At 67.9% G+C, this 23,012-nt stretch carries 15 protein-coding genes; 5 read left to right on the forward strand and 10 right to left on the reverse strand.

Annotation, left to right across the window (positions count from 1 at the left end; all coding sequences use genetic code 11):
- Positions 1–66 precede the first annotated feature (66 nt).
- The 5 genes from drmB to JFN87_RS00150 all read right to left on the reverse strand — a co-directional run bounded on the left by drmB (position 67) and on the right by JFN87_RS00150 (position 12,242).
- A complete protein-coding gene (gene drmB / locus JFN87_RS00130; RefSeq protein WP_209337697.1) occupies positions 67–1,935 on the reverse strand; it encodes an MrfA Zn-binding domain-containing protein in 1,869 nt (622 codons plus the stop codon).
- Positions 1,932–5,189, reverse strand: coding sequence for a helicase-related protein (locus tag JFN87_RS00135; protein ID WP_209337698.1), 3,258 nt, complete (start codon positions 5,187–5,189; stop codon positions 1,932–1,934). The genes drmB and JFN87_RS00135 overlap by 4 nt, the downstream gene beginning before the upstream one ends.
- Positions 5,186–7,090 (reverse strand): UvrD-helicase domain-containing protein, encoded by a 1,905-nt coding sequence (locus JFN87_RS00140; RefSeq protein ID WP_209337699.1) that lies wholly within the window; start codon positions 7,088–7,090, stop codon positions 5,186–5,188. The genes JFN87_RS00135 and JFN87_RS00140 overlap by 4 nt, the downstream gene beginning before the upstream one ends.
- The gene (locus tag JFN87_RS00145; RefSeq protein ID WP_209337700.1) at positions 7,087–11,859 is read right to left on the reverse strand and encodes a DEAD/DEAH box helicase; all 4,773 of its coding nucleotides are present in this window, start codon (positions 11,857–11,859) and stop codon (positions 7,087–7,089) included. The genes JFN87_RS00140 and JFN87_RS00145 overlap by 4 nt, the downstream gene beginning before the upstream one ends.
- A gap of 185 nt (positions 11,860–12,044) precedes the next feature.
- The gene (locus JFN87_RS00150) at positions 12,045–12,242 is read right to left on the reverse strand and encodes a hypothetical protein (RefSeq protein ID WP_209337701.1); all 198 of its coding nucleotides are present in this window, start codon (positions 12,240–12,242) and stop codon (positions 12,045–12,047) included.
- A 517-nt stretch (positions 12,243–12,759) separates the two neighbouring features.
- Between JFN87_RS00150 and JFN87_RS00155 the strand changes: the two genes are divergently transcribed.
- Genes JFN87_RS00155 through JFN87_RS00165 form a run of 3 tightly spaced genes read left to right on the forward strand, consistent with a single transcriptional unit; the run spans position 12,760 to position 16,777 of the window.
- On the forward strand, positions 12,760–14,910 hold the full coding sequence (locus JFN87_RS00155; protein WP_209337702.1) for a helix-turn-helix transcriptional regulator: 2,151 nt from the start codon (positions 12,760–12,762) through the stop codon (positions 14,908–14,910).
- Positions 14,907–15,902, forward strand: coding sequence for a hypothetical protein (locus JFN87_RS00160; protein WP_209337703.1), 996 nt, complete (start codon positions 14,907–14,909; stop codon positions 15,900–15,902). The genes JFN87_RS00155 and JFN87_RS00160 overlap by 4 nt, the downstream gene beginning before the upstream one ends.
- Positions 15,899–16,777 (forward strand): DUF6339 family protein, encoded by an 879-nt coding sequence (locus JFN87_RS00165; protein WP_209337704.1) that lies wholly within the window; start codon positions 15,899–15,901, stop codon positions 16,775–16,777. The genes JFN87_RS00160 and JFN87_RS00165 overlap by 4 nt, the downstream gene beginning before the upstream one ends.
- Positions 16,778–16,794: 17 nt before the next feature.
- On the opposite strand, the gene JFN87_RS00170 is transcribed toward JFN87_RS00165, so the two are convergent.
- Together JFN87_RS00170 and JFN87_RS00175 are read right to left on the reverse strand one after the other, a co-directional pair.
- Positions 16,795–18,162 carry a DNA cytosine methyltransferase gene (locus tag JFN87_RS00170; RefSeq protein WP_209337705.1) on the reverse strand — a complete coding sequence of 456 codons (1,368 nt, stop codon included), beginning with the start codon at positions 18,160–18,162 and terminating at the stop codon, positions 16,795–16,797.
- 11 nt (positions 18,163–18,173) lie between these two features.
- Entirely contained in the window at positions 18,174–19,169 is a 996-nt protein-coding gene (locus JFN87_RS00175; protein ID WP_245178500.1) for a DNA cytosine methyltransferase, read from the reverse strand.
- A gap of 223 nt (positions 19,170–19,392) precedes the next feature.
- Here JFN87_RS00175 and vsr point away from each other — a divergent pair, with 223 nt between their 5' ends.
- Entirely contained in the window at positions 19,393–19,782 is a 390-nt protein-coding gene (gene vsr, locus JFN87_RS00180; RefSeq protein WP_209337706.1) for a DNA mismatch endonuclease Vsr, read from the forward strand.
- 224 nt (positions 19,783–20,006) lie between these two features.
- Here the strand turns inward: vsr and JFN87_RS00185 are convergent, their stop codons facing one another.
- Positions 20,007–20,204, reverse strand: coding sequence for a DUF397 domain-containing protein (locus JFN87_RS00185; RefSeq protein WP_209337707.1), 198 nt, complete (start codon positions 20,202–20,204; stop codon positions 20,007–20,009).
- Positions 20,205–20,208: 4 nt separating this feature from the next.
- On the reverse strand, positions 20,209–21,057 hold the full coding sequence (locus JFN87_RS00190) for a helix-turn-helix domain-containing protein (RefSeq protein ID WP_209337708.1): 849 nt from the start codon (positions 21,055–21,057) through the stop codon (positions 20,209–20,211).
- A 213-nt stretch (positions 21,058–21,270) separates the two neighbouring features.
- On the opposite strand from JFN87_RS00190, the gene JFN87_RS00195 reads away from it, so the two are divergent.
- Positions 21,271–21,684 carry an ATP-binding protein gene (locus tag JFN87_RS00195; RefSeq protein ID WP_209337709.1) on the forward strand — a complete coding sequence of 138 codons (414 nt, stop codon included), beginning with the start codon at positions 21,271–21,273 and terminating at the stop codon, positions 21,682–21,684.
- Positions 21,685–21,746: 62 nt separating this feature from the next.
- On the opposite strand, the gene lhgD is transcribed toward JFN87_RS00195, so the two are convergent.
- Positions 21,747–22,961 (reverse strand): L-2-hydroxyglutarate dehydrogenase, encoded by a 1,215-nt coding sequence (gene lhgD, locus JFN87_RS00200; protein ID WP_209337710.1) that lies wholly within the window; start codon positions 22,959–22,961, stop codon positions 21,747–21,749.
- Positions 22,962–23,012: the final 51 nt, after the last annotated feature.

Here is a 23,012-nt window from a genome sequence, read left to right on the forward strand (position 1 = left end):
ACTCCCCACTGTCCGGGAGAGCGGCAGGTGTCGGATCACCGTCGGCGCCCCGCGATTGCTTCGATGTCACTGTCCCTGGACGACGTCCTCGAAGTAGCCGAGTCGAGGGTCGTCGGGGGTACCGACGAGCAGGGCACGGTCGAGCAGGATGTTGTTGTGCTCGCAGCTCGTCTCCGGCAGCATCACACAGGCGTGGCAGGCCGCCAGGTTGATGCCGCCGGCGCCGGACGCCTCGCTCTCCATGCAGAGCGGGTCCGAGGAGCACCACTCGGCGCGGCGGACGGCCGAACGCACCGCACGAGCGAGGGTCTCCGGTTCGCCTTGGGCGACGAGACCACCCAGACTGCCCGCCGAGCCGCTGGTCGCCGTGTAGATGAGTGTCCCGGCCATCTCGTCGGCGGCATAGAGGCGTTCGCGCAGGGCCGCGGCCGGGTAACCCGCGTCCAGACTCCACTCGTTGATCAGGGCATGGGCCAGCGTGTGCAGCAGCACCATGCGAGGGGTCGCGGGGGAGGGCACGACCCTGCTCGGGTCATCGGCCCGCTGCTCGAGCACCCGCTGGTGGGCCGTACGCATCCGCTCGACCCGGGCTGTCACCGCCACACTCTTTTCCCATGCGTTCAGTCGGTCCTCGTCCAACCGGAGGAAGACTCCCTCGCCCCTCACCTCCATGGCCGGGAGCCAGCGCAGGGGACGTTCCGACAGTGGCACCTCGGTTGAGTCGGTCGTCGACTCGGCGTTGACGAGCCGAGTGAACGCCTTCAGGGCGCGCACCTCGCGAAGCTTCTTGACCAGCATCGGTCCCGCGACGCCGAGAGGGGCGAGCACGCTCTGGTCGCCCAGCGGTCGCTCACAGACGAACTGCTCGTCGCGGGAGTGCTCGCTCTCCTCGTTGCCCGCACGGAGTCGCTCGTACTCCTTGTTGCGCAGGGCTCGGTAGCGGTGGTCGGGGACGGGGGAGGACTCGCCGTCGGGGTCCTCCTCGCGCTCGGCGTCGAGGAGCGCCATCACTTCGTCCAGCGGTACCGGGCACTCCCCTTTGAACACGCCCCTGAGGTAGATCGCCACGTGCTCGCGCTCGTCGTACTCGCGGAGCGCGTCCCAGTGCTCGGCGAGTGGATCAGTGCGGCCGTCGCTCCAGGGCGGGATGGAGAGCGCCGACTTCAGCACCGGCTGCCACACCGCCGACGAACCACGCTGCAATGTACGCAGGGGGAGCCCGCACTCCTGAGCGACAGCGGAGGCGCCGAGCCACGGGCGGGTGCCTCGGCACGTGAGACCCAGGTCCTTGAGCGCACGCCTGCGGAAGGAGCCCTCCATCGAGACCTCCGGAGCCGTCCCGCAGGTGCAGGAGACGAGAATGGAGCGGAGCGATGAAGTGTGCCCGGTCGTGCGCATCTTGAGCTTCCCTCCGCATCGTCCCGCAGTGGTGGCATCGCGGTCCGCGGAACGGTGCACCCACTGCCAGTACGGAAACTCGCCGATGTGTCCGGCCTCGCAGGCGACGACGAAACGGGAGGGCACCAGGTCGACCTCGCAGGTGCCGCAGACACTTCTCCCGGCAGGCGGATTGAAGTCGCGGTGCCGTTGCAGGTCGTTGCACTCGGGGCAGGAGTGCATCAGAGGGAATCGTCGGACGCGGAGGCCATCCTTGCTGGTGTCGTCGGAAGCGGGTGGCAGCCGGAAGTAGTCGACGCCGAGTACCCGGGCCAAGCGCCGTTCGTGGATGCGCGGGGACTCGTCACGGCTCCAGCTCCGCTCGGCCTCGTCGAGGCCCGAGACGATGAAGGACTCGTGGTCGACGGCGATGAGGGAGCCGACCCCGTACGTGGTGATCGTCTGGGCACGGCGGACCGCACCACGTCGCGGCAGGTTGTGAGTGGGGGCGGCTCCGTTCGTGCCGGTCCGGCGACGGCGAGCGGGGGACGGGGTCATCGGGTTCCCTCCATGAACAGGGCGGTCTCGGCGTCGACGTCGCGCAGGCTCCACAATGTGGCCCATGCCTCGGCGTCCTGGGACTCGTCGTCGTACGCCTTCAGAAGCGAAGGGGTACGACTGCCCCGCTGAGGCTCGAACAGCAGACCGTTGTGGATGTCGGCCTCGGCACACCACCACTCGACGAACTCGTCGAAGGCCCGGGACACGTCGTCGGTCTCCTCCGAGGCGACAGCCTTGACGCGCTTCAGGAGGATCGATTTGATGCGCCCCCGGATCACGTCTTCGTAGGACTCGACCCGGCCGGCGCCCTCGTTGGGGCGGGCGGCGGGGATCATGATGCGGGCGAGGGCGACGATCACCGCGTGCAGGCCCCGGTCGCGGGCCCGTGCGGAGAACGGGGTGACGGACGTGGACTCGACCTCGCGGTACAGGGCCGAGTGGAAATGCTGAAAACTCTCGTAGTGGGAACGATCGCGGGAACGTGTCGAGTTCAGCATGACCGCGACCAGGCCGGGGTGCGCACGGCCGACCCGGCTGGTGGCCTGGATGTACTCGGCCGTCGTCTGCGGTTGGCCCATCACGGCCATGAGGCCGAGGCGGTCCACGTCCACGCCGACCGCGATCATGTTTGTGGCCAGGAGAACGTCCACGGTGTCGTCATCGGGCAACCGCTTCTCGATGCTCTTGAGGCGGGTGGGGATCTCGCTGGCGTCGATACGGCTCGTCAGCTCGGAGTAGTTGGTGACCGACCGGGCAGCCACTCCCTCGCGCTCGGCCAGCAGCTCCAGGTAGGCCACCACGTCGTCATGGACCTGGAGTTCGGCCGCCGAAAGCACCCGGAGGCTGTTGAAGTAGCCCACGAGACTCCAGTACGCGTCGCGGACCTCGTCCTCGGTCTTCGCCTGCTCGGCCCGGTGCAGCAAGGTGGCATACGTGCGGATCAGGAGGGTGGACTGGCTGGTGCCGGGGGCCAGAAGGCCGACGTAGCGGCGGCTCGCCTTCTCCTCGCGCGGTGTCTCCACCGCGAACCACGAGTCGCGGGCATCCAGTCCGGCGGGAGGGAACTGCCGAACATCGCGGGCGAAGAGGTGGCGTCCTTGATCGGCGGCGCGACGGATGGTTGCCGTGGAGGCGATCACCTTGGGCCGATCGGCGAGTGCGTCGACGGCGGTCTCGTAGAGGCCGGTGAGGGTGCCCAACGGACCGGAGATCAAGTGGAGCTCGTCCTGGACGATCAATTCCGGGGGAGGGTTGCCCCCGTCCGGGTCGTCGTCGCGGTTGAAGAGGGCAGAGGTCGCGGGACGCCAGGGCATCGACGCGAACTTGTCGACGGTGGCGATCACCAGGGTCGGCCGCGCGTCGTACACCGCCTCGTCGACCAGGTGGACGGGCAGGCCATCGGCGAAGTTGCAGCCGGCGCCCGGGCAGCGGACACGCATCCGCTTGGCGTCCGCGTCGACCTCGTAGTTCCGTGCGTCGAGACGGGTCCCGCACCAGGGACAGGCGTGCAACTGGACGGGATTCTCGGTGGCCAGGCTCTTGTCGAGACTCCTCCGGAGCTCGTCGAGCTTCAGGCCTGCCACGGCCAGCGTGTTGGGGGTGGCCGATCGTCCCACCCACATGCCGACGGAGAACTCCTCACGGCCCAATTCGGGTGTATGACGCCGCATGTGCTCCATGACACAGAGGAGGATCGCCGCGCGCTCGAACTGCTGGAGGGTGAGCAGCCGCAGTGTGTACCGCATGAGAACGGTGACACCGCCGCCGTCCGCACCCTTGCGGATACGGCGCAGGAAGGACGTGAGGGCGATCAGACCGAGGTAGGCCTCCGTCTTGCCACCACCGGTCGGGAACCACAGTAGGTCGGAGAGTTGCCGGTCTCGATGTTCGGGGTCGTCGATGCCGGCGAGGCACAGGACCACGAAGGCGATCTGGAACGGTCGCCAGCGACCGGTGGCCGGGTCGGGGGCGCCGACGCGTCCGCCCTTCACCCAGGCACTGCGGGCGCGTTGGTCGGCCATGGCCCGATTGGCGAGTCGGAATGCTTTCATCAGATCGGCCTTGGCCCGTAGTAGCTCGATACCCTCACGCATGCGGTCGACCGCCTCGCGGCAGGCCGTCACCTGCTCCCGCGCGGGCTTCTCATGCGGGCCGCCGCCCAGAGCGTCGGCCTCGGCCGTCTTGCGGTCGATCCAGTGCTCGTACCCCGTCGCAAGCCCTTCCAGAGCCGCCAGGACCTCCGTGTCCGACCGCTCGGCCAGCCCCAGCATGGACAGCGCCGAGCTGTCGATCTCGGGGTTGGAGTCGGTGAGCAGTACCTCCACGGAGGGCACGAACTGGGTCCGCACCTCAGGGACGGCGGGCGTTTCGACCTCGGTCATACCGATCGGCTGCGGAGTCCAGTCCCACTCGGCGGCGCAGCCGTGGCCGACCGCGAAAGTCGGGGCGTGGCGGTTCAGCAACCGACTCGTGGCGATCTCCGGGTCGTGTTCGGCGGCCGGGGCGGGACGCTCGACGAACGCGGCGGTGCCGTCGGCGGCCCGGACCGACAGGCCGCACTGGAACAGGGCGAAGGCGTCCTGGAGGTCCCGCTCCCCGACCTTCTGGGTGTTGATCAACGTGACCGTGATCGTGACCGTGCCGTTGGCCCGGTCCGGGCGCCGCACGTTGACGTGCAGCGCGGCTTCCGGGGCCAGCGTGATCCTCGTCCGGGGATTCGGACGGGTCACGTCGATGGTCTGATCCGCGAGATCGATTTCCTTGCGCCGCCACTGTTCCCGCTGGTCGGCGGTGGTACGAGCCTCGGCACGGCGGGCAGGAACCCGCTTGCCGGCGGCGTCTGTGGGCTCGTAGAGGGCCGCACGGGCCGAGACCACGATGGAACCGCTTACGGCCGGGCGGACTGCGAAGGTGAGACCCATCGAGGAGGGACGCCTGTCCCCCGAGGCCCCGACCTCCTGCGCGGTGCCGGACTCCTCGGAGTCCTCCCGGGCGAGCACAGGGGGGGCATCCAAGCCTTGCTGTCCGTCGGCGTCGTCGTTCTGCTGCTCCTTCGTGTTCCTGTCCGCGGCACGCGGATACAGCACGCCGGTCAGATAGCGGTCGATCGGTGCATCCTGGGTGAGGATCTCGTCGCGGTCGTCCGACGCGGAGTCCTCGGCAGGGCCCAGGAGCTCACGGCGGAGCCCCGCAAGAAGCTCCTCGTCCCGGACCCGGTAGTGCTCGGAGTGCCGGCCTGCCACCTGTGTCATGCGCGCTGCTCCTCGTTGTTCGCGGCTCTCCGGTAACGGCCGATGCCGGTGATCCGCGGGACGATCCACACGCCTCGCTCCCCGAGACCGGCGTTGGCACCGGCAGCGGTGCTGCCGGTCACGGTCTCCAGGGTGTCGATCCGCAGGCCGTGGATCTCGTCGGGCCACCAAGGCTCCCAGGAGCGGTTCACCTTCTGCACCTGGAACAGCTCCTCGCGAAACCTCTGCGAGGCCTCGCCGATCTCACGTCCTTCGTGCACCAGGGCGTACGGCGGGCTCTCCGCCTCCCCCATGGGCAGACCGTGACGCCTGCGCAAAAACACCTCCTGACCGGGACGGACCTGGTCCAACAGGTACGCCTGAGTGGCGACGGCGTCCGTCTCCCGGCCGGGCGGATCGTCCCGACTCACGTCACCCGACTCGGCGACGATCCCGTACCTGTCGTACGACCGCCACGACCCGAGGTAGCGACGGCCACGGTGCCGGCCTCCGGCCCTTCTGAACAGCGGCAGTTCGGGAGGGGACGCGTGGTACAGGTCCTGACGGGCCCGCGTCATCGCCACGTACAGGGCGCGCGCCTCGCCCGGAAGGTCCAGTTCATCACGATATCGCTTGCGGAGTTCGGCGAGGGCAGGTGGCGTCAGGACGATCGCCCGGTCGAACTCCAGGCCCTTGGCCCGGTGCACCGTCGAGACGACGACGTCGGACGTCTCCGGGTCGGCCGCCTCGTCGGGGAATCCGCCCCGGCCGACCACCCGGCGCAACCGATCCAGGTCCAGCACGCCGCGTCCCGCTCCGCGCGCGGCCCGATGCAGCACTGCCCACAGAGCCGTGGCGTCGGGCTCGTACGGGAGCGGGATGCCCGCGAGGAGCGCACGGAACCGTTCCTCGGCGAGGGCGTTCGCCTCCGTGCGGCGCAGCAGCTCGGCGACCCAGTACGGCACCGGACGCTGTTCCAACGGGCGGCGCAGCCGGTGGTCGATGCCGTGCGCGTGCAGCAGGTCGGAGACAACGAGGGCCTGCTGGTTGTCACGGGTGAGGATGGCGCATGTGTCGGAGAGGCCCCGCAGACCGTCGAGGGTGAACTCGTCCTCCAGGCCCCCCATCGCGTTCGCCGGATCCAGGAGGAGATCGCGCAGTTCGGCGTAAAGCGTTCCGGCCTCGTCCGGATCGCCCAGCTCTTGGAGGCGTGGGCCGAGCGGCAGGGCGACCCGGGCCTCGACGGTGGCGGCCCGGAAGTTCTGGGTGAGGTGCAGCTCCACCAGGTCGTCGGGGTATGAGCATCGCAGCCAGTCCAGGAAGCGGCCGGTCTCGTCAGCACGTTCACTCAGGTCATCGATCTGGAAGCCGTACACGGACTGGGCGGCGTCCCCGACGAGGGTGAAGCCGCAGCTGTCCTGGTAACGATCGAGAAGCGTCTCCACGAGCTCGCGGCGTCCACCCAGGAGATCCTGCACCTCGTCGATCACGACATGGGCCGGCGGGACCGCGTCGCCGATCTCCAGTGCGCCCTGCTCGATGGCGCGGGCCGCGCCGGCGATCCGCTCGTCGAAGCCGACCGTTCCCCACTCGTCGTCCGGACGAGCCTGGCGGAGCACCTCGTAGGCCCATGCGTCGAACGTACGGGCGCGCACCCGATGGGCTCGTTCTCCGTGCCGGGAGATGCGCTCGCGCAACTCCCGGGCGGCGGCCCGGGAGAAGGTCAGCACGAGGATCTCCGCGGCCTCCAGTGCCTGCTCTGGGTCCTCGTGACCGCAGAGCGCGTCGAGTCGACGCACCAGAGTGTGGGTCTTTCCGGCACCGGCGCCAGCGGTGACCAGTACACGAGCGTCCCAGGGTTGCTCGACCACGGCCAGTTGCTCTTCGGTGAGCGGGGGACTGTCCTGGTAGGCGTCGGTCACTTCCGGCTCCAGAGGTGCTCGAACTGGTTGAAGGCGAGTTGCGTGTCGAAGTTGGCGATGTTGTCGCTCACGTTGAGGATCAGGCAGCTCTTCTTGCCACCGTTCAGTGGCCCGCGCAGTCCGCGACCGATCATCTGCTGGTACACGTTGGTGCTGTAGACCGGTCGTGCCACGACCACGGCACGCGTGGCAGGAGCGTCGAAACCCTGAGTGAGGACACCGTAGTTGGTGAGGACTCGAATGCGGCCGCCTCGGAAGTTCTCGATGCGGTTTCGACGGTCTTGTGCGCTGGTCGTGGAGTCCACGGCGGCGGACGTGACACCTTGGTCGTTGAGCATGGCCGCCAGGTATTTGGCGTGGTCGACAGAGGTGGCGAAGAGCAGCGTCGGCCAGTCGTCCGGCAGCTCGGTGATCGAGTCGACGATGCGTCGGCTGCGTGCATGGTCGTCGGCGAGCCGTTGCTCGGCCGATCGGGAGAGCACGGCCATGCGATCGGCGTGTGTCTTCTCGTCCCGTGTGAGTTCGATACGGCCGCCCTCAAGGGTGCGGTGCTCGACCTGGGCGAGCATCCCCCAGTGCTGGAGGTCGCGATACGGGTCGCCCGACGGGAAGACTCCTTCGTCGAGTCGCCGATTGCCGAAGCGGCTGACCAGGCGGCGCGTCTCCTCCTCGTTGGTGTTCCGGAACGGGGTGGCGGTCAGGCCGAGAAGGTGCCGTCCGGTCTCGTACTGGGTGAGCCCCAACCGGCCGAGGATGGCCGTGTACCGCTTGGAGATGGCGGTGTGCGCCTCGTCCACGATCACCAGAGCGGCCTGACGCAGCCAGGCGTACTGGTCGGTGCCCAGGCACCGCTCCAACTTGGCGTCGGTGGCGACCACCAGGTGCGGGTGGTCGACGACGTTCCCGACCTCGTTGGTGCTCACGAGTCGGCTGATCGTCAGCGGCCGTTCGGCGCCGACCTTGCTCCAGACGAACTTCCAGCTCTGGAAGGCCTGCTCGCACAACTCCTCGGTCTGCGCGATCCACAGCAGCGGGCCCTTGAGGTCACCGACCCGTTTCACCCAGCGGATCACGGCCTCGGCGGTGACCCGGGTTTTGCCGGCGCCGGTCGGCAGCGACAACATGCCGCGTTGGGGCGCCAGTCGGTCGAGCATGGTGGAGATGTTCCGAACCAGGTCCTCCTGGTACTCGTGCAGGTGCGGGAAGTCCCGAGGGCCTTCGACGGTCTCGAACGGAGGCGGAGACGGAGTCCTCGAACCGGCGAACGCGACAGGCAGCCTCAGTTCCGAGACGAATGCGATGGCCGCTGATGAGCCTCCGTATGCGACCGGGGCGTTGGGGAAGCGTGCCTGGATGTCCCGGACATGCTGCTGGAGCACTCCGTCACCGTGCGCGTTGAACGCCATCTGTGCGATCCGGCGCCCGGACGGCTCAGCCCCATCGGTCGCCTGCAACTCGGCCTCCATCAATCCTTCGGGGAGGCCGGCCCTGAGCGCGTCGGCACCGATCAGCAGCTCGATCTTGGCCACCACGTCGTCGGCCTCACGCACTGCCTGCTGCGCCGCCTTCAGCGCACTGTCCCGAGCCATGCGGTCCTGGTGCTCAAGCACAGCGCGGCAGCCGGCAGCACCGAGGCCCAGGCCGAGTTCGCGGTCGATCAGTCGCAGCATCGGCTCGGGATCCTGGGGAACGCGGACCTTGACGGTGCTGTCCTGGCGCACGGCGTCCAAGGGGGAGGCGTGCGTGCCGTTGGGCGTACGGGTGACCTCCTCCAGCTCACTGCACCGTTGCACCAGGCTGTTGCGGTTTCCGCTGTTCAGACGCTGCCGCAGGGCGGGGAACAGCTCGACCAGCGGTACCGGTCCCCCTTCCGGGACCTCGCGGGTCTCCCGGCTGATCACGTCGGCGTAGCGGAGCATGCCCCACTTCTCGATCATCAGCTCGGCGTCTTCGGCGGTCGGAACGAGCAACGCCGGAAGTTGCTCGGCACGCAGCGCGCGGTACTGAGCGGATCCCACGGCGATCGTGATCTCGTCGTCGGACCGGGTGCCCCAGTCGTCGCCGATCCTGCAACGAGTCAGGGAGTCCTCGGGGAAGTCGGCACCGAACCGGGTCAGCATCACGTAGGTCGCGCCCACGAAGGAGTCGTCCTCGCTACGGGTCACCTCGTCGAGGAGCGCGTCCCAACGGTCGGCGGGGACTTCGTCGACGGTGGTCGGAAGCCGCAGCCTGCGAGCCTTTTCGGGAGAGATGTCGGCGACCGGCAGCACATCCCGGTAGCCGGCGAGCTGAGGGCCGACGGCCTCATTGAGCGGCTTGATCCCTTGGGAGGTGGCGATCGTGCCGAACTTCCTCAGCATCCAACGGATCGGCGAGGGCACCGCCTGCCGAGTCTCGCTCCGTGCGCCGATCTGGCGCGTCCAGTTGTCCACCAAGGCGTCGTCGGGCAGTACCTTCAGGAAGGCGGCGCGGGATTCCTCGGAGAGGGCGCGGAACAGGTGGAGCGGGCCGCCGATGGCGGCGCCCTCGACCTTCATGCGGTTCAGCGTGGGACGCGGGGCGCTGCTGTCCAGGCGGCGCAGGTAGGCGGTGTGGAGGGCTTCGCGGTACTCCTCGAACCACGCCTCGCCCTCCTGTGGTCGGACACCGCCGGTCGGTCGTTCCCGCAGACCGATCTGGGAGAAGAAGGGGGTGTCGTCGGAGTGGAACGTCATGTCGACAGCGATGCTCGGGTCCCGCTTCGCGTCGACCACGATGCCCGGCAGCATGCAGTCCTCGACCGGCCGGAACCGACCGTCGGCGGTCCGCACCCGGAGTGTCGAACGTGCGGCGGGCACCCGCTCAAGGACCTTGTGCGCCAGGCGACGGATCCCCGCCTGGCGGAACAGCTCCCAGAACCGCTCCCAGTCAGACTGGCTGTAGTGGTCGAAGCCCTGATCGAGGACGCTGTCGAACCGTCCCTCGACATCGGCCTCCCGGATGCCGAGGATGTCGAGAGCGTGCGTCAGCGAGGGGTCCTGGGCAAGCTCGTCGACCACGTACACCAGGGATTCACGCAATCCGTCCTGATCGGTACGGCGGTAGACCTTGCCGGGCACAGGGGCGACGAGACCGTCCTCCTCGGTGAGGACGATGTGGGCCTTACGGGCCTCCTCGACGAATGGGGAACCGACCGCGATCATGTCGGCGAGGATGCGGATCGCGGTCGCGGAGGCCTGCGCGGTACCACCCTCGACAAGGGCCTCCAACCATTCGCGGACGCTGGCTCGTTGGTGCTTCGCCGCACCGAGGATGTGCTCGACCTTGCCGGAGCGCAGAACGTCCACTTCGACGCTGGGATGCAGCCAGTTCGCCGGACGGTCCGGGCACTCGTGCCACAGCCGCAGCCAACGCAGGAGAGATTTCGACTCCCTCTTCGGGTCCTTGGGACGAGGGTGCACTCGCAGCGCGGCCGGCACGCGCAGCACACCGTTCTGGTCGGGAAGCGACGGCGTCACCGCGGCACGCCGCCAGATCTCCTCGGTCAGGAACTCGTCCGCCCAACTGATCGCCTCCTTCGCACGGCCGGGCAGCAGAGGGAGATAGGCGGCCGGGTCCTCGACGGGTGCCAGGGCGAGAAGCGACTCCACGACCAGTTGTGCCGCCGCTCGGATCATCTCCTGGTTGAAGGGTGAGGAGTCGAGAAGATTCTGTCGGTCCTCGTTCGTCTTCCAGGCGCCGTTGAGGATGCCGCTCAGTGACATCTCGTACTTGGTCGGGAAGAAGGACCAGAACTTGCCGCGTCCGCGCGCGCGGGGGCTGACGAACAGGCCGCTCTCCGGGTCCTTCTCCAGGGCGGGGACGCCCCAGGCAAGGTCGAGGGAGAGCCGGTCGTGCAGCTCTCCGGCGTCTGCGCGGGCGCTCGGACCGGGCTCGTGGGTGGTGGTGAACACGCGCCACCGTTCGGTGGCGACAGCCTTCCCGGTCCGCTCCTCGACCACGGTGTGCAGGTCGCCGGTGCGCTGGGCGGTCAGTGTGCGACGGGCCATGGGCCGTGGCCGGCGGTCCTCCAGGACGACCTTCGCGACGTGCGGTGAGAAGAGTTGGAAGCCGACCGGAAATTCCTCGCGGGGTTCGCCGTGGTCCTTGGCACGGCCGCCGTGCATGTCCCGGCTCAGCCGGCCGTCCGCCTTGGGAAGCAGGGGCAGACGAACGACGGTGGTGGCCCAATTCAACAGCTCGTGCAGGACCTGATCGGAGCTGCGCTCGGCCTCCACGTCCAGGGGTCGGCCCATCCGCAGCACGGGGGCGTCGAACTCCGGGCCATAGCGCGCCGTCACGCCGGGCACGGCCCTGATCTGGTCGTACGACCATGCACGGTCGAATCCGAAACTTCCGGTGCTGCTGAAGAATTCCGGTGCGTCGGTCACCACGAGAACCGATTTGACGCCCACCCCGAAGCGTCCGATCTGGCCGCCGCGCTTCTTCGACATGCTCATCCGGAGAATCGTCTCGGCGCCTTCCGGGGTCACCGGCTTGCCCTCGTTCGCGCAGTACAGGTGCGTTTCTGTGAGGACGACATGAACTCGCCCACTCGACTCGTCGGCCATCTCGTCTGCCGCGTTCTGCACGAGTTCGAAAAGCTGGCGATCGCCATATCCACCTTGGGTGATACGACGCTCTCCATTGGCATGCTCGGCCACGAGACCGGGGTCCACGGCGTAAGTCTGCAGGACGCGGGAAGATTGTTCGAGAACGGTTCCAATTACTGAAGATGTCGAAGACGGCACTGCTCTGCTCTCCTGGAATGTGAAAGTTCGAGCGCAATGTGTGTGAGGCGAGGCCGCGCCGGCTACTCGTGAGCCGGCGCGTGCCTGCGTAGTACCTGTTTTCTGTCGGCTGTGCGGCTAGGTATCCGGTCGTGTGGGGCCGTTCCTGTCGCGAGGAGAGGGCTGGCCTGGCTCTTTGCTTGTTCTCAGACGGCAGGGGACTCGTCGGGGGGCAGGCCGGGAACCCTGCCATCGGGAAAATCTTTCTCCGTGAGGCCGTAATCCTTAAGAACCTTCAGGCGTTCCGCCTCGGTCTTCGCCACCTGGATGTTCAGTGCGAACGAATTCATTTCCCGAGAAGACATCAAGTGGTCGTTGTAACCTTGTTCAATCACGATCGGCACACCCCAATTTAGACCGCACAGGGGTGTATGTGAATACAGATTTCCCCCGCGAACAGTAAGATTTCTTTACCTCTACGTCGATCAGGCTAGCGATGCGCGGCTCGTGTCGCCAGTCGTTTGCGAAGTCGTCTCACGTGTGGTAATGACGGCCCGGTGTGCGGTTCTGTCACCTGCTCGTGCGGAATTAAATTTAGACGCACCTCTCCCCCTGCCGCTCATTCCCCCGCAGTTCGGGTTCTTGAGCGAGATGGATTTCCCATCACCAACAACAATAGAATGGTCGCCCTGGTTTGCGCAAGACGAACTGCCCAATCTCTGCGAGGAGTTACCGACTCCGGGTGTGCGAATCGCCCGCTGACGTACATGTTGCTCATTCAGGGCAAACTGGGCGTCGAGTTGAAGTGATGTCATCGATCAAGACGATCAACTAGTGGTTGACTGCGCCGACCCTGTCAAATTAACGTCGTGATCCGCGCCATGCGATCCGGATGGCGGCCAAGGGAAGAGCAGGTGGGGCGTGGAGACAGGTGAGGAGTTCGGGCCTTGGTTGGCCCGACAGCTCAAGCTCGCAGGGAAGACGCAGGCCGAACTGGCCGACGAGCTCGACCTGACTCGGGCCGCTGTGTCCGCATGGATCACCGGCCGATCGACGCCTCGTCCGACCGTCATGGTCGACATCGCCAGGGCGCTCGGCACGGATGTGGGCACGGTGCACACCCGTAACACCGATACCCAAGCCGGCCTGCCGGTCACCTGGTACCACCGCCCCGGCTACCCCGACGGCGGCCGCGACCTGGGTAACGCCGCGGCCTTCGCCTTCGACGCCGATGTGCAGGTCCTCGCACGGGAGACGTGTCAGAACAGCCTGGACGAGCGGCTGACGGAGAACGGCCGTCCGGTCAAGGTTCGCTACACCCTCCACGAGCTCACCGGCGAAGCCCTGGGCGCCTTCCGTGAGGCGATCCTCTGGAACGATCTCTTTCCGCACTACTCCGCCGTCTCGGAGACCGCTGGTACCCAGAAGGTCGGTCGGGTGGTGGACGCCGGTGTGCGCGACATGTACGAGAAGGGCCGCCTGGTCCTGCTGCGCGTCGACGACTACAACGCCTCCGGACTCATCGGCGACGATTACTCGGACGGCAAGTTCGCGGCTGTGGTCAGGCGTCAACTGGAGAGCCTCAAGTCCGGCCCCGGGGCGGGCGGTTCGTACGGACTGGGCAAGGCGACGCTGTGGGCCACCAGTGCCCTCGGGCTCGTCCTCATCAACTCCACCCTCTCCGTGCCCCACGAGGGGCGTACCGAGCGACGGGTCATCGGGCGTCTCGAACTGCCCTGGCGTGAGGTCGACGGCGAGTCGTACGCGGGCCCTGCCTGGTTCGGGCGCCCTGATCCCGACTCGCCCGGCGCCATGGTCGCCCGTTCCTGGTGGGCGGACGAGGAGACCGTCGAGAACCTGTATCTGGCCCGGGAGAACGACGAGCCCGGTACGTCCTTCCTCATCGTCGGTGCGCACGATGTGGCCGGACTCGCGGCGCAGTCCTCCGACCCCGACGACCTGCCCATCGGCGACGAGGAGGACGTGGACACCCGCGACATCAAGACGATGCACGCGCGACTGGTCGAAGCACTGGGGCGTGACTTCTGGGCCGCGATGACCGGCGGGGGGAGCAGGCTCCCCCTCCTGGAGGTCTCCGTCCGTGCCCTGAGGAACGGCGAGGAGGTCGTGGCGGAGCAACGGGTGGACCCGTCCGTCGAGCAACCTTCCCGTACCCGCGCCCTGAGGGCGTACTACGAGGGCACAACCGTGAGTCGCCTCACCGAGGCGGGGCAGGTGGCGGAGCGGAACGTCCCGCTGAAGCTGCCGTTGTCCGGGGGCGCTCATGGGACGTTCGGTACGCACCAAGCGGTTCTGCTCGTCACCGAGGCCGAGGGGGACAAGGACGGGGCGAAGAACAGGATGCACTCGCTGCGGGGCAACCGCATGACCGTCAAGAGAAGTGTGGTTCAGAGACTGCCGGCCAACACCAATCCGTTCCAGGCCGTTCTGCTGGTGGGGGAGGCAGCCGGAGAGACGGCCCCCTTCGCGAAGGAGGCCGAGGAATTCCTGCGTGCGGCGGAACCTCCCGAGCACGACCGTTGGGGGCAGACGGAGGAGCTGACGCTGCGCTGGTCGCCCTCCGCGTACCGGCGGATCAACGCGCTGACCGCCGACGCCAACAACGCGGTGAGAGAACTCGTCGCCCGTCCGAAGCGCGGTGGCGGCGAAGGCGCTGAGGCCCTGCGCAAGGCATTGACGGTGCGACCAAGGCCCAAGGCCAAGAGCCCCACCGGCCCGGTGGTTCCGGTTCTGGACGGGCTCGAAGCGACGGTCGGCGATGCAGGGGAGTGGCAGATCACCGGCGAAGTGAGCATCCCGCGTGGCGACGAGATCGTCCCGATGGTGCCCGTGGCCCAGCTCGACGTGCGCTCGGGGGGCCGCCCCCGGCTGGACTGGGCGGAACTCGTGGGTGTCGAGGGCTGCGAGGCGGAGAACGGAACACTGCGCTTCACCCCCGGCGCGCGGAGAGCGAAGTTCCGAGGAACCACCGACGTCACCAGCCACGCGGTCAGGACCACTCTGACCCGTCTTGTTGTCGAGCTCCGTGCCGGCAAGGGGAGTGACGCGTGAAGTTCTATCCGTACAAGCGGCTCAACCGGCCTGTCACGCTCAGGGTGACCTCGGTGTCCCTCAAACTCTCCGACGGTACCCGCGACCAGTTGGAGACCACGGCATACTCGACCCAGCAGCAGGCTGTCGCCCTCGGCATCGCGGGGCACACGGACTGGGTGAGCGCCACGGTCGGTCTGTCGGTGACGCTGCCGCCCGGGGCGAACGCCCCCGACGCGGCCTGGTCGGACCTGTGCGTCCTGGCGGTATTGACGGACGGGGAGACCAATGTCCGTACCTCCGCCAATCTCACGCTCGACGTGGAGGGTGGCCGGGACTGGTCCGGCTCGTTGGAGGTATTCCGCGACGATCACCTGGGTCGGGCCTCCCTCGCCGTGTACGCGGTCGGGACGGTGGACGGAGTGCGCGGACGGTCGATCGCCGAGACCGACCGGAACTGGGTCATCGACGCGGTCTCCGACGAGCCGGTCCACGGGCTCCGACTGAACGTCCAGAAAGCCTCGTTCAGGAAGAGCGCCCGGGAGTGGCTGCAGGTTTACGCCGACGCTCCCTGGGTCGTGGACACCTCGGCCAGGGTCCCCACCGTCTTCGTGAACACCGACGTCGAAGGCATCATCGACCTGTTGGACAGCAGTGGTTCGGGTGTGGACAGCAAGGTGCGTGACCTTCTGGTCGCTCAAATGGCCACCGACGTCTGGACCGCGGTGTTTCACGGCGCCATCGGCGACCTGGAGGTGGATCCCGCCGGAGGGCCGGTCTTCCCCACCGACTGGCAGGGTGAGGTGCTGCGAGAGATGCTCCCGGACGTGATTCCCGGCGTCCACGTGGAAGAGGCCCTACGGCAGGTTCATCGCCGAAGGACCGGTGACTCGGGCTGGACGGAACTCCAGACGCGCATCCATTACGCGGCCGTGCGCCGCGCCGACGCCTCCAAGGCCCTTGCCTTCGTCATCCGCGGCCTCGAACAGATGAACCGGGAGAGTGAGACGTGATCACCCAACCGAACCACGTACCGGAGCGCCTGGGGCTGCTTGTCACCTCCGCCGTCGATCCATTCCTCACCGAGGAACTGCTCAAGGGCGAACAGGTACACGGCGGCATCGATCTCGCCAAGGTCGTGGAACCGCTCCCCGAGGACGACGCCAGGTGGTGGGTCGAGCCGATCCGGAGCCTGGTGGAAGACGCCATGTTCGAGTTCCGGGAGGATCGCACCCTGGCCGACGCATGGCTCGCGCCGCGGCTGCATGCCACCCTGCGGCTGACACGACGAGAAGCGGCGGACAAGCGTCTGTGGAACCACCTTGCCCTGGCCGTGGCCCCGGATTATGTCGTCTGGCGGCACCTTTCGGAGTCGACGGCGAACAGACCGGAAAGGCGTGTCGCCGCCGAGCGCTTCCGTGGCCCCGCGGACCGTCAGTGCTTCTCCCGTCTGTGGTGGGCGGCCGAACTCTTCAGAAACGGGTCGGACTACGAGCCGGTCGAACTCGCCTGCGGAAATCAGGACCTCATCCACACCGTTCTCCGGAGCGAGCTGATCGATCACCGTCCCACGGCTCAGGCGTTGGTCCGTCTCCTGAAGAGCGGACAAGTATCCGGGGGGCGCGAGGTCAACGGCCTAAGCGTCGCCATAAATGCGGCGGGTGCGACCTTGATCTACGACGTACTCGCCCCGGACCGGCCCCGCGACCCCACCCGTCTGCGGGACTGGATCGCGGAAGCCGAATCTGCGCCACCGGTCCAGCGGTACGAACTCCCCGACGGCCCCGACGAGGATCCTGTTCCTGAGGAATCCGTGGCAGCGCTCGCGGGCTACTTCGCGGAGCTGTTCGAGACTGCGCCGGTCAGGGGCAGGAAGAGCGGGGACTGACCTGGGCCGTGCTGGGTCTACTCTGCCGACACCTTCTTGCCCCTGCTCTGACGAGGGCGCACGGAGGAAGGGGGCGGAACCTGGTCCTCGGGGCGCGGGCACCTGTCGGTGCAGGTGTCGGCGGCCCCGCAACCGTTGCCGCGAAGCTTGGCACGCTGTTCCTCCGTGGCCGGCTGCCATGGTTTCCTCAATGCCTCCGGGTCCGGCTGGGGGAGCCCCAGGGCGGCGCTCAGCAGGTATGTGCCGAACAGGGGCGGCACGGCGTTGCCCACCTGCTGGGCCTGCGCCGTCCCGGACCACGGATAGTCCGGCGGGAAGCTCTGCAGCATCCCCGCCTCGTTCATGCTGAACCGCGAGCCCTCGTAGACGATCTTTTCGTCGAGGTGCTGGAAGACCACGAAGCGGGAGATGCGGCCTGTGACGGTCGTGGCGGGCTGCTGGTCGGTCCGCACTCCTCGCCTCCCCGGGTTCCCGGAACTTCCGTAGTTCGAGCGGACCAGGAAGGGAGTGTCACGCCCCGGATGCGAGCCCACCGGCCTCGCAATGGCGTCCCGCATCGATCTCCAGGGCAGTAGGTCCGCGTCGTTCCTCGACACAGTGGTGTCCTCGTCGAGAGACGGCTGACGCGGCTGGTCCGCGGCCTGACCGGGTTCGCTCGTTCCGTTCTTCCGATTCCATTCCTTCGCCTCGTAGGCACGATGGGTCGGGGCGGGGAGCGAGGGCTTGCCGAGCCCTTCACGTCGAGCGATCAGTACAGCGCGGGATCGCGTCTGGGGCACCCCGTAGGTCTCGGTGGCGAGAGTGTCGACGACGACCTTGTACCTGGTCCCGTCGGGGAGCCCTGTCTCCTCCAGCACCTTGGCGTAGTGCTCCCAGAGCGGTGCCACCGCGGGGACCTGTTCCAGGACGATGACGTCGTACGGACGGTGCTCCCGACGCGGGCTCCGGGTTGCTTGAACCGCGTAACGGAGAGGCTCGAGGACCAACGCGGTACGCGGATCGGTGAGACTCTTCAGGTCCTCGTCGATGTCCCGGTCGGATTCACCCGCCATCAGCCTCTCGATGTACCCCCTGACCCGGTCCAAGGCCTGGCGTCCGGCGCCGTGCCCGGCCACCGAGTAGGTCTGGCACGGAGGACCGCCCGCGAGTACGTTGATCTCCGGCGGCAGCGTCTCGAAGGAATCTCTGCGTACGGCGCCCACGTCGGCGTGGAGCGTGTCCAGGCCGGCCGCGTATCGCGTGAGGCACGCACTTCTGTCCCACTCGATACCGAGACTCGGGATGTCGAGCGTGTGGCCGGCGACATCCAGCCCTCCGGGCCCCGCGAAGAGATCCAGGACAAAGGGCTTGTCGAGGATGGGCTGATGGTGCGCCGAGCTGGTCATGTGGCCGAAGTCTAGCCGGCCGTGCGGGTCCCAGGATCCCTGTTCAACGCTTCGGCCACGGCTCGTCCCAACGACTCTCCGACCGGCGGTGGGGTCGCGTGCCCGATCTGACGGTATCGGGCGGTCTTGAGACCGGAGATCCGCCACGCTTCGGGGAAGCCCTGGAGCAGGGCGGTCTGGTCCACCGTGATCCTCACCAGTCCGTCGTCCCCGAGTGACGGATCCCACGTGAAGTCGGGGCCCGGCGGCTCGTTCCCGAACGACTTCGTGTAGACGCCCATACGTCTCCACTTGGCCTTTGTGCCGCTCGGCCCGAAGTCAGGACCTCCGTGCGTCTTGGATCCGCCCACCAAGGTCGGCGCCACACTCGTTGCCTGGGCCACCCAACGGTCGGCGTCCCGCCAGCCGCGGGAACGCATCGACGGTGCCAGTGCCTCTCCGACCGATACGTGCTCGTGGGCGATGGGACGGGGCGGTCGGAAAGCACTTGCCCACTGCTGCTTCACGGCCACGAGGACCCCTTGCATACGGTCCTGGGGCACTGCGAAGTCGGAGGCGTTCAGGATGAACCATGTCAGCTCATAGCCGAGGTGCTCCAGTTCCTTGTGGAGGAAGTCCCGTACGGGCGCCAGGGAGTCCTGGTCGACCAGCGTGGGCACGTTTTCGATGATCAGTGCGCGTGGTTGGACGGCGTGCACGAGGTACGCGGTCGCCTCGATGAGCCGCAACTCGGTGTCCGACGACTGGCGCGTCACTGACGCGCTCGACTTCACCCTGGGTAGCCCAGCGGCCAGCAGATCGACGTCGTACACCTCGGGGTGATCCACGGGGTCGAAGTCGAGAAGGTCCGCCTTCAGCACGTTCCAATGCGGCCGGTTGGCATTGAGCGTGTCGCAGGCAGACGACTCGTTGTCCAGGAGCAGCCGGGGCGTGAAGCCCGCTCGTTCCAGTCCCAGAGCGAGTCCGCCCGCTCCCGAGCACACATCGACGAAGCTCAGTCCGCTCAACGATTCCTCCCCCGCCCCCGATGAACCTTCCGCCGCTCCACCGCCACCGCGAAAGGAGCCACGGCCATGCGGCCCCTCATACTCCCAGAAGCGCGGCAGCTCCCGGCCGCCCGCTACGAGCCGTCCAGCGGTCTCGGAATCGCGCGCCGGCGCTCCGAAGGGGCTGCGATGGGAAACTGGAGGCATGGCCCCGACAGCATCGTCACCCGCCGTGGCAGCGCGAATGAGTCGCCAGTCGTCCCGCGACACAGCGCAGGAGCTGGCCGTGCGCAGGCTGCTGCACCGCCGGGGCCTCCGGTACCGCCTCCACGTGCCTGTGCCGGGTATGCGGCGCAGGACGGTGGATGTCGTCTTCGGCAAGGCGCGGATAGCGGTCTTCTTCGACGGTTGCTTCTGGCACGGCTGCCCTGAGCACGCCACGAGTCCACGTGCGAACGCTCAGTGGTGGCGGGCGAAGCTCGATCGAAACGCTTCGCGGGACCGGGAGACCACGGACCATCTGGTCGCCGAGGGATGGACCGTGATGAGGTTCTGGGAGCATGAGCCCGCGGAGGAAGTGGCCGAGCAGATCACTCTCGCCGTTGAGGCAGGGCGGGCTTGCCCGCCACAGTGAAGGCCTGACACGGGTTGCCGGGCCGCGGCTTGGCGGGCACAGCTTGTCGGAACCCTCGTCCCACCATCGCCGGCTCGTTACGCGGGCGACCGGCCGGCGCGGGCAGATGGTGCTCTCCGAGAGCTGCCCAACGGCGGACCGAGCCGGCGCCCCAGTGCCGAGCCTGGACGGCCACCGGGGCACGCAGAGCTTGGAGTGGGGTTTCTACCTGCCCGCGTCGATCGTCATGTCTGAGAAGGCGTTGCCTTCAGGGCCTCGACGAACGTGGTGAAGGATCCCGCCGGGACGGACAGAGCGGCCTGGGCCGGGGCCTTCGAGTCGCGGATGGCTACGTGGCTTCGGCGGTGTGCAACCTCTACGCAGGCGTTGCCCTCGCCACCACCGGAGTACGACGACTTCTGCCAGATATCTGGGGTGTTCATGGGCTCACAGCTCCTTCGCCATTCGGAGGATGAGGTCACGCGAACGCGTGGGTTCGAGTGATGCAGCTTCTACCCTACGGAAAAGGGCTCGATAGCGAGCGAGTTGACTCTCTGCGTCGACGAACCTGTGCTCATTGGGTCCGTCGATGCCGAGAGTGTCCAGCTTGGGGACCGGGCCGCCCGCGTACACCATGGCGCTTCCCGCTCCGGCGAAGCCGTCCAAGTCGAAGGGGATGACCCGTACGGTGATGTGGTCGGCTTCAGAGAGTTCAAGGACGCGCGTGAGCTGGGCCCTTGCAGCGCCTCGGTCGCCGACCCTGATGCGCAGCGCTGCCTCGTGGATCACCGCTTCGTACGGGATCGGGTCGGGCCGATCGATGATGACTGTGCGCCTCATCCGGTGTTCCACCCATCGCTCCACATCGCTTCTTGGTAGTTCCGGGTTGACGAATGAGAAGAGGGCGAGGGCATAGTCCTCCGTCTGCAGCAGGCCTGGTACGTGCAGGAACTCGACGTCCCAGCGGTAGCCGGCGTGGTGCTCCAACTCAGCGAGATCGAGGAACGCCTTTGGCAGATCGCGGTAGGCCTCCCACCATCCGCGCGTACGTTCGGTCGCCATCGCCACCAGAGCTGAAATCAACTCCTCGTCAGCGCAACTGCAATGAGCGGCAAGTCGTCGCACGCGTTCCTCGCTGACGCCGGTGGCCCCCGACTCGATGTGACTCATCTGGACCGAGTTGGAACCGAGCAGCGCCGCGGCCTCACGGGCCTTGAATCCAGCGGCCTCACGTAGTTTCCGCAGTTCAGCCCCCAGGCGAACCTGGCGTGCAGTGGGTTGCAGCCTGGGCGGCATGGCCTTCTCCTCACCTTCAGGGCGCGTTGGCGTTGGGAACCCGTTCGAGCTCAGATTATGCGGGCCGGTTGCACGGGTGCAAATTTATACCCTACTGTCGGTGACGCAACGCACACGCAGCGGAAGTGCACCGCTCCGTCGTGTCATCGACGGCTGCGGCAATGCCACCGCTTGAACCGCAACCACGTGCCCACCCCGAAACGGAGCTGACGCATGTCCGAAAACGTGACCGAGTCCTGGGAGTACTGCCTCTACATCCCCAACGACCTGCGCGCCGTCACCATCAGCCGTCGCACCCTCCGTCTCATCCTCACCATGCACGGCCTGATCCGCCTGGTCGACACCGCCGAACTTCTCGCGACCGAGCTGGTGTCCAACGCCGTACGACACACCAAGGGCCCGGCGGCACTGCGCGTTCGCTGGGCGGCGGGTGTGCTGCGGATCGGCGCCTGGGACGCCGACTCCGAGCCGCCAGAGCCGCCCGTGCCGCTGCAGCGAGTGGTGGAGGCGGAGGAAGGGCGGGGCCTGGGGCTGGTGCGGGCGTGCGCCGACCTCTGGGGGTGGCATCAGCTGGCACGGGACGGCAGCGCGGGGAAGGTCGTGTGGTGCGAGCTCGCCGCCGCGTGAGCCGCTCCGGCTCGCCGTTGTGTGGCACGCCAGTGCGTGGCCAAGTGGGGGCCGGTACCGCGTCAGCGCTTGCCGAACACTGTCGTGACGATGTGCTCGGCGATGGCCATCGACGCCGTCGCGGCCGGCGACGGCGCGTTGCGTACCGCGGTGATCCGGCCGAGCCGATGGATGCGGAAGTCGTCGACGAGCGTCCCGTCGCGGTCCAGCGCCTGGGCGCGTACGCCCGCCCCGCCGCGCGCCACGTCCGGGGCGCCGATGCCAGGGACGTACTGGCCCGCGTCCCGCATGAAGGCGCGCACCGAGAGCGAGCCGCGGTACTCCCTGAGGCCCGTGCGCCAGTGCCGTGCGGCCATCCGCCAGGCGCCGGGGTAGGCGGCCAAGCCCAGCAGGTCCTTCGGCGACACCGTGCCGAGCCGGTAGCCCTCCCTGGCCAGGGCCAGCACGGCGTTGGGTCCCACCTCGACCGATCCGTCGACCCGGGGCGTGAAGTGGACGCCGAGGAAAGGGTAACGCGGGTCGGGCACCGGGTAGATGAGCCCGCGCACGAGGTGTGCGCGCTCCGGCTTCAGTAGCAGGTACTCGCCTCGGAAAGGGACGATCCGCGGTTCGCGCGCGTCCCGGGCGAGCGCGGCGACCAGGTCGGACTGGAGGCCGGCGCACAGGATCAGCCGGTCCACCCGTACCCGCGCCCGTTGGGTTCCGGACGACACCTCGATGCCGCCGCGCCCGCCCCTCACCTCGTCGATGCCGGTGACGGGGAAGCCGAGCTTCACCTCGCCGCCCGCGCCGGCGATGTCCTTGGCGAACTCCTCGGCCACCGCCGGGTAGTCGGTGATCGCGGTGCGCGGTGAGTACAGGGCCGCGACGCCGCCCGCGTGCGGTTCCAGCTCCCTGATCTCCTCGCGGGAGACCCGTCGCAACTCGGGGACGTGGTTGTTCCTTGCCCGCTCGTAGAGGTTCTCCATGCGGCCCAGTTCGTCCTCGCGGACCGCGACCACGAGTTTGCCGATCTCCCGGTACGGCACCGCGCGTTCCTGGCAGTACTCGCGCAGCAGCGCGACCCCGCGTACGCACAGCTCCGCCTTCAGGCTGCCCGGCGCGTAGTAGATCCCGGCGTGCACCACACCCGAGTTGTGGCCCGTCTGGTGCAGCGAGACGCGCTGCTCCTTCTCGAACACCACGACCCGCGTGCCCGGCCGGCGCAGCGCGATCTCGCGCCCGACCGCCAGCCCCACGATGCCGGCGCCGACAATGCCGATCGTCTCGTCAGCCATTGGCGACCCCATCGGCAACCTCCCCTTCCGCTCGCGCCGTTCCCGCACTCG

This window comes from Streptomyces montanisoli (genome assembly GCF_017813245.1).
GTDB lineage: Bacteria > Actinomycetota > Actinomycetes > Streptomycetales > Streptomycetaceae > Streptomyces > Streptomyces montanisoli.